Origin of the sequence: Caballeronia arvi (assembly GCF_001544695.2) — a bacterium.
GTDB lineage: Bacteria > Pseudomonadota > Gammaproteobacteria > Burkholderiales > Burkholderiaceae > Caballeronia > Caballeronia arvi.
In genome coordinates this window covers 48745-62403 of sequence record NZ_FCOM02000004.1, presented here as the reverse complement: position 1 = coordinate 62403, position 13659 = coordinate 48745, and the positions used below count along the sequence as shown (strand labels likewise).

The window sequence follows — 13659 nt, the reverse complement described above, 5'->3', positions numbered from 1 at the left end:
CGGCGCAAAGCGAAGTTCCTTCGGGGAGTTCAGGCATGGCCGCGTCCCGCGTCACCGTCACGTCGAAATCACCAAAGCGTCGCGCCAATAGCGTGAAGGTCATATCGAACGACGAACCTGTCGAAGCCGCGCGACCCGCGCGGCGCAACACGACCGAGCTGGCGTATCGCGAACTGCGCCGGCGAATCATCGAGAGCGAGCTGACGCCGGGATCGTATCTGCTCGAACAGGAACTCGGCCTCATGCTCGGATTCAGCCGCACGCCGATCCGCGAAGCGGCGCTGCGTCTGCAAGGTGAAGGGCTCGTGCAGATCGTGCCGCGCCACGGCATACGCATCGTGCCGACATCCATATCCGATATCAAACACATCTATCAAGTGCTGATGAGCCTCGAATCGACGGCGGCGGGACTCGTCGCGGCGAGAAAGGACGTGGATCTCACACGGCTCGTTCAAGCATGCGACGCCATGACCGATGCGCTCGAACGCGGCGACATGCTCGCGTGGGCGGAGGCCGACGAAGTCTTTCACGAGACGCTCGTTGCATTAAGCGGCAATGCGCGGCTTCGCGGCATCGTCATGAATTGCCGCGATCAGGTGCACCGTGTGCGCCGCTTCACGCAGATGGTGAAACCTCATCCGCAGCCGTCGAAGTCGATAGAGGAGCACTACGCGATCATCGACGCGATGCGTTGCGGCGATGCAGCGAAAGCGAGCGCCCTGTATCGCGCGCACCGCGAGCGCGGCTGGCGCGACCAGACGAACGTGCTGCAGCAATACGGCATTCAGCAAGCCTGAATCAAACCTCACACAGCGACGACGAGGGTATGTACGCCCTCCATGAATCTGGACTTTCACGCGTTTAATGCATACATTAACTTGCACGGTTATGCGATACAGCCGTGCGCTCGAGCAGATAGCAATGTAGAGAGCAGGTCCAAAAACACAGTGCGGCCGCATGTGCTGAGCACGCTGCGAGACCGCCGATCATGGATGGAGACGCCTACATGTTTGCGCCTGGAAAGCTCGCGAGATTCGCACGCGGTGCCTGTCTCATGTCTTTCGCCGCGGCCTTCGTCTGCGGCACCGCCGCGCGCGCCGCGCCGCTCACTGTCACGCATTGGGGCGACGGAATGTATGGCGTGCCGTTCGCAGTCGCGATGGAAAAGGGCTTCTTCAAGGAAGAAGGCGTGAACGTCACGGGCTTCATCACGTCCGAAGGCGGCGGCACCACGGTGCGCAACGCGATGGCCTCTGAAATTCCCTATGGTGAAGTCGCATTGCCCGCGGCGATCTCGGCGGTGAAGCAGGGCGTCGATCTGACGATCGTGCACGGCGGCGTGCAGAGTCTTGCCGACCTGGTATGGGTCGAAAAGAAAGACGGCACGATCACCGGCATCCAGCAGATGAAAGGCAAGACGATCGGCTATAGCAGCCCGAAATCGACCACCGATACCATCGTTACGATTGCGCTCGATCGCGCTGGTTTGACGGGGCAAGTGCAGCGCAAACCCGTCGGCAGTTCGAGCGGCATGCTCACGTCATTGCAGCAAGGTGCGGTCGATGTCGCGTACATGACCGAGCCTTCGTATAGCGCGAAGAAGGATCAGTTGCGCATCGCGTTTCGGTCGACGGATATCGTGCCCAATGAAACGCAGACGGTCGGCATCGTGCGCACCGACTATCTGAAGGCGCATCCCGAAGTGATCAAGGGCATCATCAAGGCGCGCCGCAAGGCGGTCCAATACATGGCCGCGCATCGCGACGAGTCCGCTCAGATCCTCGCGAAGCAGTACAAGATGGACCCGGCCGTGGCCTCGTCGGCGGTGAACAACGTGCTCGATTCAGACCCGAAGTACTGGAGCGAAGGCAGCTTCGATCGCAAGGGCATGGACGAAGTACTGAAGGGTCTGATTCTCGTGAAGGCGATTCCCGATGGCGCGTTCGACTGGTCGAAGATCGTCGACGAATCGCTCCTCCCCGCCGATCTGCAAACGAAGAAGTGAGGCCGCGATGAGCGTGTTGTCACGTCGCACGAAGATATCGGTCGTATCGCGCGATTCCGCTTCGCAGGACGCCGATCGCGTGCAGGCGCGCCTCACCGATGTCACGCGCATCTATCCCGGCGCAGCGGACAAGCCGCCGTTTCATGCGCTCGGGCCCGTGAGTCTCGAACTGCGCGCGGGCGAGTTCTTCTCAGTGGTCGGTCCTTCGGGTTGCGGCAAATCTACCTTGCTCGACGTGCTCGCAGGTCTCAATCCCGCGAGCGGCGGCACGGTCGAATTCGAAGGAAAGCCTGTGGGACGCGAAGTGCCCGATGGCGTCGCGGTCGTGTTTCAGGAAGACGCGAGCTTTCCGTGGCTCAACGTATTCGATAACGCCGCGTTCGCTGCGCGACGTGCGGGCGTGCCGGAAAACGAAGTGCGCGAGCGTGTCGATCATGCCTTATCGTTCATGGGCCTTAAGTCGTTCGCGCGTGCATATCCGGCACAGCTTTCGGGTGGCATGCGTCAGCGCGTGTGTATCGCGCGCGCGATGGTCGTGCGTCCGCGTCTCATGTTGCTCGACGAACCGTTCGGCGCGCTCGATCAGCAAACGCGTCTGCTGATGGGCGATGAAATGCTCAAGCTCTGGCGCGATACGGGCGCGACCGTCATGCTCATCACGCACTCGATCGACGAAGCGGTGCTGCTGTCGGATCGCATCGGTGTCATGTCGGCATGCCCTGGCCGCTTCATCGCGACCATCGAAACGGGCTGGACGAGACTGCGTGACAGCAAGATCGCGCTCGATCCGCGCTTTGGCGAACTCACCGCGCAAGTGTGGGGCCTGTTGCGCGATGAAGCTTTGAAAGCGCTCGGGAGCAAGCCGTGAACACGGCGGCACGCTGGCGCATCGGGCTCGTCGTTGGGTTGCTCGCATTGCTGGAGATTGCGACGCGGTTCGCGTGGATCAATCCGGTGTCGTTCATTCCGCCTTCTCGCATGGCCATGAGCGCGTGGGACATTCTCGTGTCCGGGCAGTTCACGATCGATATCCTGCAGACGCTCGGCACTGCATTGCTCGCCGTTGCGCTTGCCGTGATCGCGGGCTTCATCGGCGGCGTGCTGCTGTTCCGCCTGCCGCGCCTGAGGCGCGTGCTCGATCCCCTGCTGCTTTCTTACTACGCGGTGCCGGTGTTCGTGCTGTATCCGATTCTCATCGTGATCTTCGGTTTGAATCGCTGGCCGCTCGTCGGCATCGGCTTTCTGTTTGCGGTCGTTGCAATGGCCGTCAACACGCTCAATGGTCTTGAGCGCGTGCCGCGCGTGCTCATGCGTACCGCGCGCGTATGCCGGCTGAGCACGCTCGATGAAATTCGTTTGATCACGCTGCCCGCTAGCCTGCCGTTCGTATTCACCGGTATCAAGCTCACGGTCGTGTACGCGTTCATCGCGGTCGTTGCGGGCGAGTTCGTGTTGTCGGGCTCGGGCTTCGGCTATCAGATCGCATTCGCCTACAACGCATTCGACAACCCGACCATGTACGGCCTCATGCTGCTGATGCTGGTCTTCGTCACGACCATCAACGGCTTGCTGCGTCAGGCCGAACGACGCCTCTACCGGCGCATCCGAAGGGAGGTGGCATGAGCACCGTCGTCATCACGCATGGGACGAGAACGCGGCACGTGCGGCGCTGGACGGATGCCCTCGTGTTGATCGTCGTGCTCGTCGCGTTATGGCAGGTTGCGAGTGAACTGCTCGGCCCCGATGTGTTGACCACGCCTGCGCATACGGTCCAGCGCGCGGTGCATATTGTCAGCGATGTGGATTTCCCCGCGAGCCTCTACGTGACATCGCTGGCATTCGCATCGGCGTTCGCGATCTCGGCGATCGCGGGTGTATGCCTCGGCTTGCTGCTCGGCACCCGCCGCATGGCCGGCGATGTCATGGAGCCGTTGATGATGGGTTTCTATTCGATCCCGAAGGTCACGCTGTATCCCGTCGTGTTGCTCGCGTGCGGCCTCGGCCTGTGGGCGAAGATCGTCTTCGGCGTGATGCATGGCATCGTGCCGATCACGCTCTTCACGATGAACGCGGTGCGCAACATGCCGCCCATCTATGCGCGCGCGGCGAGAACGTATCGCATGAGTCCCGGCGATTTCGCGCGCCATGTTCTCATTCCCGCATGCGTGCCGGAGGTCGTCTCGGGTTTGCGCATCGGCTTTTCGCTGACGCTGCTCGGCACGCTGATCGGCGAGATGTTCGCATCGCAAAGCGGTATCGGACGCCTGTTGATGATCGCGATGAACCGCAACGAAACCAGCACGATCATGGCGCTCGCGCTGATGCTGTTCGTGTTCGCGACACTGGTCAATCTGCTGTTCCTTGCGTGGCAGCGCCATCTCACGCATAGCGACTAATCATGAAAACACTCTTCGACAAGCTCTGGGACAGCCACACGATCGCCCATCTCGCGGGCGGCGCCGACCTGTTGCAAGTAGACCGGCACTTGATGCACGAGCTGACGGGCGTCGAAGCGGTGCATGTTCTGGAGCGGCGCGGACTCGGCGTCGACAGCCCCGCGCTCACGTTCGCGACGCTCGATCACGTGATCTCGACATTGCCTGGGCGGCGTGCCGGCGATGCCGCCTGGAGCACCGACATGGTCGATGCGATGCGCGCGCAAGCAACGCATCACGCGATTCCCATCTTCGATATCGGCAACGAAGGACAGCAAGGCATCGTGCATGTGATCGGGCCGGAGCTCGGGCTGTCGCTGCCGGGCACGTCGATCGTCTGCGCGGACAGTCACACCTGCACGCATGGCGCGATGGGCGCGCTCGCATTCGGCATCGGCTCGACGGAAGTCGTGCATGTGCTCGCGACGCAAACCATTCGACAGAAGCGACCGAAAACGATGCGCGTGCTGTTCAATGGCCGCTTGCGCGAGGGCGTGAGCGCGAAGGACATGATCCTCTATGTGATCGGCAAGATTGGCGCGGCGGGCGGCACCGGGCATGCAGTGGAATATGCGGGTCAAGCGATAGAAGACTTGTCGATGGAAGGCCGTCTGACGTTGTGCAATCTGAGCATCGAACTGGGCGCGAAGTTCGGGCTCGTCGCGCCGGATGAGACGACGTTCGCGTATCTGCGCGACAAACCTTATGCACCGCGAGGTATTGAATTCGATGCGGCCGTCGCGGACTGGAAGCAGCTCGCAACGGATGATGGCGCGCACTTCGATCGCGAGATCATCATCGATGCATCGGCGATTCGCGTGCAAGTCACCTGGGGCACGAGTCCCGAGCATGTGATCGCGTTCGGCGAGACCGTTCCCGATCCGGCATCGCTCGTCGATGAATCGCGCCGCCGCGCTGCGCAGCACGCGATCGAATACATGGGCGTGCATGCGGGACAGCATCTCGAAGAGCTGGCCGTGGATCGCGTGTTCATCGGTTCATGCACGAATAGCCGCATCGAGGATTTGCGCACGGCGGCTCGCATCGTCGAGGGTCATCATGTCGCGCGCAACGTGAAGGCGTGGGTCGTGCCCGGCTCGCTCATGGTCGCGCGTCAGGCGCACGAAGAAGGGCTCGACGATATCTTTCGCATCGCGGGCTTCGAATGGCGCGAGCCGGGTTGCTCGATGTGCGTCGGCGCGAACGGCGATATCGTCGGGCGCGGCGAGCGTTGCGTATCGACTTCGAATCGCAATTTCGTCGGCAGGCAAGGGCCGGGCGCGCGCACGCATCTCGCGAGTCCAGCCGTAGCCGCTGCGAGTGCGCTCGCAGGGCATATCGCCGCGCCGCACGCGGGAGCATCGCAATGAAGGCCGTCACGACGATTCAGGGCGCCGCCGCGCCGCTCTTGCGCGATAACATCGACACCGATCTGATCGTTCGCATCGAACGCATATCGCAACTGAAGCGCGGAGAGTTGGGGCCTTATCTGCTTGAAACGCTGCGTTATCGCGGCGATGGTCCGGCGAGCGGCGAGCGCGAAGACTTCGTGCTGAACCAACCCGCGTTTCGTGACGCATGCACGATCCTCGGCGGCATGAACTTCGGCTGCGGCAGTTCGCGTGAAATGGCTGTGTGGGCGCTCGAAGAAGCGGGCATTCGCTGCGTGATCGCGCCATCGTTCGGCGATATCTTCTATAACAACTGCCTGCAGAACGGCTTACTGCCGGTGCGGCTCGATGCAAAAGATATCGGGCGTATCGCGGACGCATCGCGCCATGGCGAAAGTATCGAAGTCGATCTGCGGTTACGCGAAATACGCGCGCCGAAGCTCGATCCCATTCCTTTCGAATTCGACGACGCACAGCGCGAGGCCTTGCTCGAAGGACTCGACGAGATCGACCAGACACGACGCCTCACCGAAGACATCGCGCGCTTTCGCGCCAACGACCGCAAGGCCCGCGGCTGGGCTTACCTTGCGTGATATCCGGAGATTGATCTTGACCCGTTCCGCACGCTTTCGCGAGTTGTTCAAGGAAGGTCCGTTCGTTTGCATGGGCGCGCACGACGCCATTACCGCGATGCTCGCCGAGCAGGCCGGTGCGAAGGCGATCTATGTGTCAGGCTTCGTCGCGTCGGGTGTCGTCGCGGGGCAGCCCGATATCGGCGTGCTGTCGCAAACGGAGATGTTCGAGCATATCCGCCGCATTTGCCGCGTAACGTCGGTGCCGGTCTTCGCCGATGCCGACACCGGTTACGGCGGCATTCTCGATGTGCAGCGCACGATGCGTCTCTGGGAAGAAGCGGGTGCATCCGTGCTGCATCTCGAAGATCAGGCGTTGCCGAAGAAATGCGGCCACTACGCGGGCAAGCAACTCGTCCCTCGCGAAGAGATGGTGCTGAAGTTGCGCGCGATGATCGAAGCGCGGCGCGATCCAAATTTCTTTATCGTTGCGCGCACGGATGCGATCGCGGTGACGGGCATCGACGATGCCATCGCGCGGCTCGAAGCGTATGCAGAAGCAGGCGCGGACGGTCTCTATGCCGATGCGCCAGAAAGCCTCGAGCACATGCGCGAGCTCACTCGTCGCCTGAAGCCGCTGGGCAAACCCATCCTCTTCAATCAGGCGCGCACGGGAAAGAGCCCGTATGTGTCGATGAAGGAGGCCTATGAAATGGGCTTCGATTACACGCTGAGTCCCATCGAACCGATGCTCGCGATGCACAAGGCCGTGAAAGACATGCTGGCCGTCTTCATGCGCGAAGGTTCGACCGACGCCATCGCGGATCGTTTGACGCCGTTCGAGGAATACAACCGCTTCGTCGGGCTCGACAAGGCGGTCGATGTGGAGAAGCGCTTCGCTAGCGGTTCGTCGAAACAACAGGTGTGATTGCTTTCCCCTTCGCGAAGAACGACACGACGTTATCGATGGTGAGCTGCGCCATCGCAAGGCGCGTTTCGTGCGTTGCGCTGCCGATGTGCGGGCTGAGCACCACGTTATCGAACGTGCATAGCGCCGACGCTTCGAGCGGTTCGTGTTCAAACACATCGAGCGCAGCGCCCGCGATAGATTTTCGTTCGAGCGCCTGAACGAGCGCTTCTTCGTCGACGACGGAACCTCGCGCGATGTTCACGAGGATGCCTTGCGCGCCGAGCGCATCGAGCACGCTGGCATCGACGAGATGCCGCGTATCGCTGCCGCCGGGACACGCCGCGATCAGAATGTCGGACCAGCGCGCCAGTGCTTGCGGATGCGCGAACGATTCATGCGAAAGCGCTTGCCGCGTGCGGCCATAGTATGCGATCTCGACATCGAACGGCGCGAGCCGCCGCGCGATTTCCTTGCCGATGCGTCCCATGCCGATGATCCCCACGCGCTTGCTCGCGAGGCTCGTGCCGAGCGCAAACGCGCCCTTCGACCATGCGCCCGAACGCACGAAGCTATCCGCTCGCGGCAGTTGCCGCAATAGCGCAAGCATCAACCCGATGGTCAACTCCGCAACGGCCGCGTTGAGCAGGTCCGGCGTATTGGCGACGACGATGCCGCGCTCACGCGCGAACTCGACGGGAATCCGATCGAATCCGACGCCGCTCGTCGCGATGATCTTCAGCGATGGCAAGCGCTCGATCAACGCGATATCGATGTCGTAATTCGAACGCGTGACGATCGCGCCGATGCGCTCGCGCAGAGCATCATCGCGGTCTATGTCTGCGAGCGTAACGGGCGCCAGGCGCGCTTGCACCAACGCATTGGCATTCGCCGGGAAATCGCCGATGCACAGCACCGGCGGCAAGTTCAGGTCCACAGGATTGTTATCGCGATCGGACATCGAAAGCCTCATTTATTGACGAGCCGCGCGGGCACGAGCACCACAATCAGCAGCGCCGAAACGGCAAGCGAAGCCGCGACGACGAAGAGTCCCGATGATAGCGAATGCGTGGCGGTCTTGAGCCAGCCGATCACCGCCGGGCTAATGAAGCCTGCGAGATTGCCCGTGCAATTGATGAGCGCTATGCCCGCGGCCGCGCCCGCGCCGCCGAGAAACGCGGTCGGCAATGCCCAGAACATCGGCAAGGCGGTGATGACGCCGGCGGTCGCGAGCGTGAGCCCGAACACCGACATTGCCGACGACGAACCGAACAGCGCGCACAGCACGAAGCCCGAGCCTGCGATGAGCGCAGGTATCGCGACATGCCAGCGCCGCTCGCGCGTATGGTCCGCGTGCTTGCCTGTCACGATCATCGAAACGAGCGCGACGGAATAGGGGATCATCGTGAGCAGGCCGATGATGAACGCGTCCTCGATGCCCGTCGCGCGCAGGATGGTCGGCTGCCAGAAGCCGATCGCATACGAGCCCATCACGATGCCGAAGAGGATCAGGCACATCAAATAGACGCGTCCCGATGTGAACACGGCGCGCACCGAGCCATGCGTGTGCGTGGCGGTGTCGGCGGCGATTTCATCGAGAATCACGGTCTTTTCGCGTTCGGAGAGCCACGTGGCATCCGCGACGCGATCGTCGAGATGACGCAAGATCACGAGGCCGAGTACGATCGAAGGCAGCGCTTCGATGATGAAGAGCCATTGCCAGCCCGCGAGGCCCCACGTGCCCTGCATCGCATGCATGATGTAGCCGGACACGGGACCGCCGACGAGCCCCGACACCGGATTGCCTGCCATCAGCAACGCGACCATCTTGCCGCGCCGATGCGACGGAAACCAGTACGTGAGATAGAGCACCATGCCGGGAAAGAACCCGGCTTCGGCGACGCCCAGCAGAAAGCGCACGATGTAGAACTGCATCGGCGTGCTGACCCACGCGGTGGCCATCGAAAGGATCGCCCATGTGACCATGATGCGCGCGATCCAGCGCCGCGCGCCGATGCGATGCAACAGCAGGTTGCTCGGCACCTCGAAGAAGAAATAGCCGACGAAAAAGAGTCCCGCACCGAGACCGTAGACGGTTTCGCTCAAGTGCAGGCTATTGAGCATTTGCAGCTTCGCAAAGCCGACATTCACGCGATCCAGATAGGCGACGACATAACCGACGAAGAGCAAGGGCATGAAGCGCAATGCGACGCGCCTGAAAATCGAATCGGCTTCGCTCGTTTCGATCGTCGCGGGCAGGGATGTGCTGTTGTACAAGGTTGTCTCCTGTAAATCTGCAGAGCCTTCGTTTTGTTTATGTGCTCGCTTGCGGACGGATTCAGTTCAGTGCTTCCGTCGATAGCGCGAGATTCGCCGCATGCGGAATGCGAAAGCCGATCGCCGCGAGCGCGCTTTCCAGCTGCATGCGTTGCGATGCATCCAGTTCGACGAGCGGCGCACGCAACGTTGCCCAGCCTTCATCGCCGGATTGCCATGCGATCGCGGCTTTCATTGCGGCGATCATCGGGAAGCGCTGAAATACCGCGCGCGTTTCGTCGAGGCGTCGTTGCTGAGCGGGTGCATCGACGGCTTGCCAGTCGCGCGCGAGACGAGCGATCGCCGCGGCGTTCACGTTGCCCGTCGCCGTAATGCAGCCTGCGCCGCCCGCTTGCAACGTGCGCAGCAGGAAGGTCTCGCTACCCGCAAAGACTTCGAATCCCGACGAAGCGAAAGCGTCGATGAGCGAGGCCGTGTTGTTCCAGTCGCCCGAGCTGTCCTTGATGCCCGCGATTGCGTCGGGATAAGTTTTGAGCAGGCGCTCGATCAGCGTCAGGCTCAGGCCGACTTGCGAGACGGGCGGGATGTGATAGAGATAGATCTTGAGACGCGCATCACCGATTGCTTCGATCACGCTCGCATACGCGCGAAAAAGTCCTTCGTCGCTTACGCCTTTGTAGTAGAAGGGCGGCAGCATCAATACGCCCGCGCATCCATTGGATACCGCGTGACGCGTCAGCTCGATCACATCGGGTAGTGCGCATGCGCCCGTGCCCGGCATCATGCGCGCGGCGGGCAAGCCTGCCTCGAGCAAGGCGTCGAGCAGACCGCGTTTTTCCGACACATTGAGCGAGTTTGCTTCCGAGTTTGTGCCGAAGACCGCAAGCCCGACATCGTCATTCAATAGCGCGCGGCAATGGCGGATGAAGCGTTCAGTCGAAGGCGATCCGTCTTCGTTGAATGGCGTGAGCACCGGCGACAGCGCGCCATGAAAGTGATGCGATGAGGTCATGAGCAAGCGTTTCCTTTACGGTCCTTTGCGATGGAAGCCAGTATCGCCGTGCGTAAAGCATCGAAGAACCGGGGGCTGCTTGCTTCAAACTCAAAAATTTTTTGTGTCTTGTGTTCGATCGCGTGGAACGTAAAAAAGGCCACTCGTAAGTGGCCTGGCAATTACTCGATGAACGCCGACGTCATCGCCGCGGTGTCACGCCTCGCGTTTGCGTTGCGCGCAGAAAGTCGAAATCGACGCCTTTATCCGCTTGCGTCACAGTGTCGTAAAACAGCTTGCGATAACCGCGATCCGCAGTCGGCACAGTAACAGGCGCTGCTTTCGCGCGTGCTGCGAGTTCTTCATCGCTTATCAGCAGGCTGATTTCGCGTTTGGACACGCTAAGGCGAATGCGGTCGCCCGAGCGGACATGCGCGAGCGGCCCGCCGACCGCCGCTTCCGGTGTCACATGAAGAACGATGGTGCCGAATGCCGTGCCGCTCATGCGTCCATCGGAGATACGCACGATATCTTTGACGCCCTTGACAGCTAGCTTGCGCGGGATCGGGATATAACCCGCCTCGGGCATGCCCGGCGCGCCTTTCGGACCGATATTCTTCAGCACGAGAATATCGTCGGCCGTGACGTCGAGATCGTCGGAATCGATGCGCGCCGCGAGATCCGCGCCATTCTCGAACACGACCGCGCGTCCTTCGTGCTCCATCAGCTTCGCATCCGCAGCCGACTGCTTGATGATCGCGCCGCCCGGCGCGAGATTGCCTTCGAGCACCGCGATGCCGCCTTGCGGATAGATCGGTTTATCGAACGCACGCACGACGTCCTGCTCGAAAGCGGGGCCAGCCGCTTCGATTTCTTCACCGAGCGTGCGGCCCGTGATTGTCAGCGCGTCGAGGTTCAGAAGCGGCTTCAGCTCGCGCAGGAGCGTCGCCATGCCGCCGGCCTTGTGAAAGTCTTCCATGTAATGCGAGCCTGAAGGCTTCAGGTCGACGAGCACCGGTGTCTCGCGTCCCATGCGATCGAGCGCTTTCAGGTCGACTTCATAACCCATGCGTCCCGCGATAGCAGTGAGGTGCACGATGCCATTGGTCGAGCCGCCGATCGCGAGCAGCACGCGCATCGCGTTTTCGAATGCTTCCGCCGTAAGGATCTTGTCGATGGTGAGGTTATCGCGCGCCATCTGCACGGCTTGCATGCCGGTCATCTCGGCGATGCGCATGCGATCCGATGTCACCGCCGGCGGCGATGCACCGCCCGGCACCGTCATGCCCAGCGCTTCGGCAATGCATGCCATCGTGCTCGCAGTGCCCATCACCGAACAGGTTCCCACGCTCGCGACGAGTTGATTGTTCACCGCGGCGATCTCGGCTTCGTCGATTTCCTCCGCGCGAAAACGGCCCCAATAGCGGCGGCAATCGGTGCACGCGCCGACACGCTCGCCGCGATGCGCGCCCGTGAGCATCGAACCCGTGATGAGCTGTATGGCCGGAATGCCCGCCGATGCCGCGCCCATCAATTGCGCGGGCACGGTCTTGTCGCATCCGCCGATCAGCACGACTGCGTCCATCGGTTGCGCGCGAATCATTTCTTCCGTATCGATCGACATCAGATTGCGCAGGTACATGCTCGTCGGCTGCGAGAACGATTCAGCGATCGATATCGTCGGGAAATCCATCGGCAGGCCGCCTGCCAGCATCACGCCGCGCTTCACGGCTTCGATGAGTTGCGGCGCGTTGCCATGACAAGGGTTATAGGCGCTGCCCGTATTGACGATGCCGATTACCGGGCGATCCAGCGCGCTGTCGGTATAACCCGCGCCTTTGATGAATGCCTTGCGCAGAAAGAGCGAAAAGCCGCTGTCGCCATAGCTCGTCAGCGACTTGCGCAGGCCGCCCGGTTGCGTGGGTTCGTCGCCGGGCTTTTTCTTGAATGTATCTGTCATGGTTGCACTACCGTCGAATGAGCGTTGAATGTCTCCGCGGCTTGATTATCGCGGCTTTGGCAGGCTTTGAGCGCACGTGGCGTTTGCTTCAAACCATAGAGATTTTTGCTTCCCGAAGCAGGCAACGCTAATGATCGCCGCTTGTCAGTGTCGTTCGATGGAGTCGGCTGCGGCCAGAAACGCTTGCACAAGGCGCAATCGCGCAGATGAACGTCCCCATAGCAGGCCGACAAGCCGCTTGGGCGCCGCATGCGGCAACGCCCATTTCTTCAGCGAAAGACCGCCCAATTCCCGCGACGCCCAATCCGGTATCAGCGAGACGCCAAGGCCGCGATCGACGAGCGTCGCGATAGCGGCAAGGCCGTCGAGTTCGCAACGCTGATGCGGCTTGATGCCGTGCTGCCGCAGATAAGCATCGGCAAGCTGACCGCCTACGACATTGCGGTCATAGCGCACGAATGGCTCGCTTTGCAGCGTCGCGTGTACATCGGTGACGTGCATCGACGCGGGCGTCAGGAGAACCAGCGATTCCTTTCTGAACGTATGCCAGTCGCAACTCTTCGGCAGATTGAATAGCGGTTGCGCGATGACCGCGGCATCGAGATCGCCGCTCGTCACCTTGCGATAAAGATCGAGTGAAGTGCCCGGCTCGAGATAGAAATCCATCTGCGGATAACGGTTCAGAAGCACCGCGAGCGCATCGGGGATGAGGCCCGCCATCATCGTCGCCATGCCGCCGAGGCGCAGTTGGCCGCCGAGTTGATCCGTATCGTCGATGTCCGCGCGCAGGTCGCGTATGTCGTGCAGCACGGTGCGCGCCCGCGCGAGAATGCGCTCGCCCGCTTCCGTCGCGCCGACCGTGCGGCCCGAGCGGCGCACGAGCGTCGCGCCGAGTTCGGCCTCCAGCATCTTCACCCTTTGCGCGACTGCGGCAGGCGTGAGATCCAGTCTGCGCGCGGCTTCGGCAATGGAGCCGAGCTCGACGACGAACACGAAGCTCTGCAGATAGCGCGAGTCCATCGATAAAAATTTTTGGGTTTGAAGAAGCCAAAGGATACTTCCTCTTGGTCCCGCACGCCATCAAACTGATTGCATTCGCAACGAATGAGAACCCCGGAGAC

General features: G+C 61.6%; 13 protein-coding genes. 8 read left to right on the top strand and 5 right to left on the bottom strand.

Annotated elements, in window-relative coordinates; all coding sequences use genetic code 11:
• Positions 1–35 precede the first annotated feature (35 nt).
• From AWB74_RS06575 to AWB74_RS06540, 8 genes are all read left to right on the top strand, one after another.
• Positions 36–797, top strand: a complete 762-nt coding sequence (locus AWB74_RS06575) for a GntR family transcriptional regulator (RefSeq protein ID WP_235024501.1) — start codon at positions 36–38, stop codon at positions 795–797.
• A 257-nt stretch (positions 798–1054) separates the two neighbouring features.
• Positions 1055–2005 carry an ABC transporter substrate-binding protein gene (locus AWB74_RS06570; protein WP_061145976.1) on the top strand — a complete coding sequence of 317 codons (951 nt, stop codon included), beginning with the start codon at positions 1055–1057 and terminating at the stop codon, positions 2003–2005.
• Positions 2006–2012: 7 nt separating this feature from the next.
• A complete protein-coding gene (locus tag AWB74_RS06565) occupies positions 2013–2873 on the top strand; it encodes an ABC transporter ATP-binding protein (protein ID WP_061145975.1) in 861 nt (286 codons plus the stop codon).
• Positions 2870–3628, top strand: a complete 759-nt coding sequence (locus AWB74_RS06560; RefSeq protein WP_061145974.1) for an ABC transporter permease — start codon at positions 2870–2872, stop codon at positions 3626–3628. Before AWB74_RS06565 ends, AWB74_RS06560 begins: the two co-directional genes overlap by 4 nt.
• Positions 3625–4401, top strand: coding sequence for an ABC transporter permease (locus AWB74_RS06555; protein ID WP_061145973.1), 777 nt, complete (start codon positions 3625–3627; stop codon positions 4399–4401). Before AWB74_RS06560 ends, AWB74_RS06555 begins: the two co-directional genes overlap by 4 nt.
• Before the next feature lie 2 nt (positions 4402–4403).
• Positions 4404–5810, top strand: a complete 1407-nt coding sequence (gene leuC / locus AWB74_RS06550) for a 3-isopropylmalate dehydratase large subunit (RefSeq protein ID WP_061145972.1) — start codon at positions 4404–4406, stop codon at positions 5808–5810.
• Positions 5807–6424, top strand: a complete 618-nt coding sequence (leuD, locus tag AWB74_RS06545; protein WP_061145971.1) for a 3-isopropylmalate dehydratase small subunit — start codon at positions 5807–5809, stop codon at positions 6422–6424. Before leuC ends, leuD begins: the two co-directional genes overlap by 4 nt.
• A 16-nt stretch (positions 6425–6440) precedes the next feature.
• Positions 6441–7331 carry an isocitrate lyase/PEP mutase family protein gene (locus AWB74_RS06540; RefSeq protein ID WP_061146171.1) on the top strand — a complete coding sequence of 297 codons (891 nt, stop codon included), beginning with the start codon at positions 6441–6443 and terminating at the stop codon, positions 7329–7331.
• On the opposite strand, the gene AWB74_RS06535 is transcribed toward AWB74_RS06540, so the two are convergent.
• The 5 genes from AWB74_RS06535 to AWB74_RS06515 form a co-directional block, all read right to left on the bottom strand.
• On the bottom strand, positions 7303–8271 hold the full coding sequence (locus AWB74_RS06535) for a 2-hydroxyacid dehydrogenase (RefSeq protein WP_061145970.1): 969 nt from the start codon (positions 8269–8271) through the stop codon (positions 7303–7305). The two genes, AWB74_RS06540 and AWB74_RS06535, sit on opposite strands and share 29 nt — an antisense overlap.
• An 8-nt stretch (positions 8272–8279) precedes the next feature.
• Positions 8280–9587 (bottom strand): MFS transporter, encoded by a 1308-nt coding sequence (locus tag AWB74_RS06530; RefSeq protein ID WP_061145969.1) that lies wholly within the window; start codon positions 9585–9587, stop codon positions 8280–8282.
• Between the two features lie 61 nt (positions 9588–9648).
• Positions 9649–10599, bottom strand: coding sequence for a dihydrodipicolinate synthase family protein (locus AWB74_RS06525; protein ID WP_061145968.1), 951 nt, complete (start codon positions 10597–10599; stop codon positions 9649–9651).
• A 181-nt stretch (positions 10600–10780) separates the two neighbouring features.
• Positions 10781–12538: an IlvD/Edd family dehydratase gene (locus AWB74_RS06520; RefSeq protein ID WP_061145967.1), complete on the bottom strand. Its 1758-nt coding sequence runs from the start codon at positions 12536–12538 to the stop codon at positions 10781–10783.
• Between the two features lie 144 nt (positions 12539–12682).
• Positions 12683–13558 carry a LysR family transcriptional regulator gene (locus AWB74_RS06515; protein WP_061145966.1) on the bottom strand — a complete coding sequence of 292 codons (876 nt, stop codon included), beginning with the start codon at positions 13556–13558 and terminating at the stop codon, positions 12683–12685.
• Between the last annotated feature and the right edge of the window lie 101 nt (positions 13559–13659).

Bases quoted from the DNA above. Each gene is read 5' to 3' on its own strand.
- AWB74_RS06525 (WP_061145968.1), bottom strand. From the start codon at position 10,599: ATGACCTCATCGCATCACTTTCATGGCGCGCTGTCGCCGGTGCTCACG.
- leuD (WP_061145971.1), top strand. From the start codon at position 5,807: ATGAAGGCCGTCACGACGATTCAGGGCGCCGCCGCGCCGCTCTTGCGC.
- AWB74_RS06565 (WP_061145975.1), top strand. From the start codon at position 2,013: ATGAGCGTGTTGTCACGTCGCACGAAGATATCGGTCGTATCGCGCGAT.
- AWB74_RS06515 (WP_061145966.1), bottom strand. From the start codon at position 13,558: ATGGACTCGCGCTATCTGCAGAGCTTCGTGTTCGTCGTCGAGCTCGGC.
- AWB74_RS06535 (WP_061145970.1), bottom strand. From the start codon at position 8,271: ATGTCCGATCGCGATAACAATCCTGTGGACCTGAACTTGCCGCCGGTG.
- leuC (WP_061145972.1), top strand. From the start codon at position 4,404: ATGAAAACACTCTTCGACAAGCTCTGGGACAGCCACACGATCGCCCAT.
- AWB74_RS06570 (WP_061145976.1), top strand. From the start codon at position 1,055: ATGTCTTTCGCCGCGGCCTTCGTCTGCGGCACCGCCGCGCGCGCCGCG.
- AWB74_RS06555 (WP_061145973.1), top strand. From the start codon at position 3,625: ATGAGCACCGTCGTCATCACGCATGGGACGAGAACGCGGCACGTGCGG.
- AWB74_RS06520 (WP_061145967.1), bottom strand. From the start codon at position 12,538: ATGACAGATACATTCAAGAAAAAGCCCGGCGACGAACCCACGCAACCG.
- AWB74_RS06575 (WP_235024501.1), top strand. From the start codon at position 36: ATGGCCGCGTCCCGCGTCACCGTCACGTCGAAATCACCAAAGCGTCGC.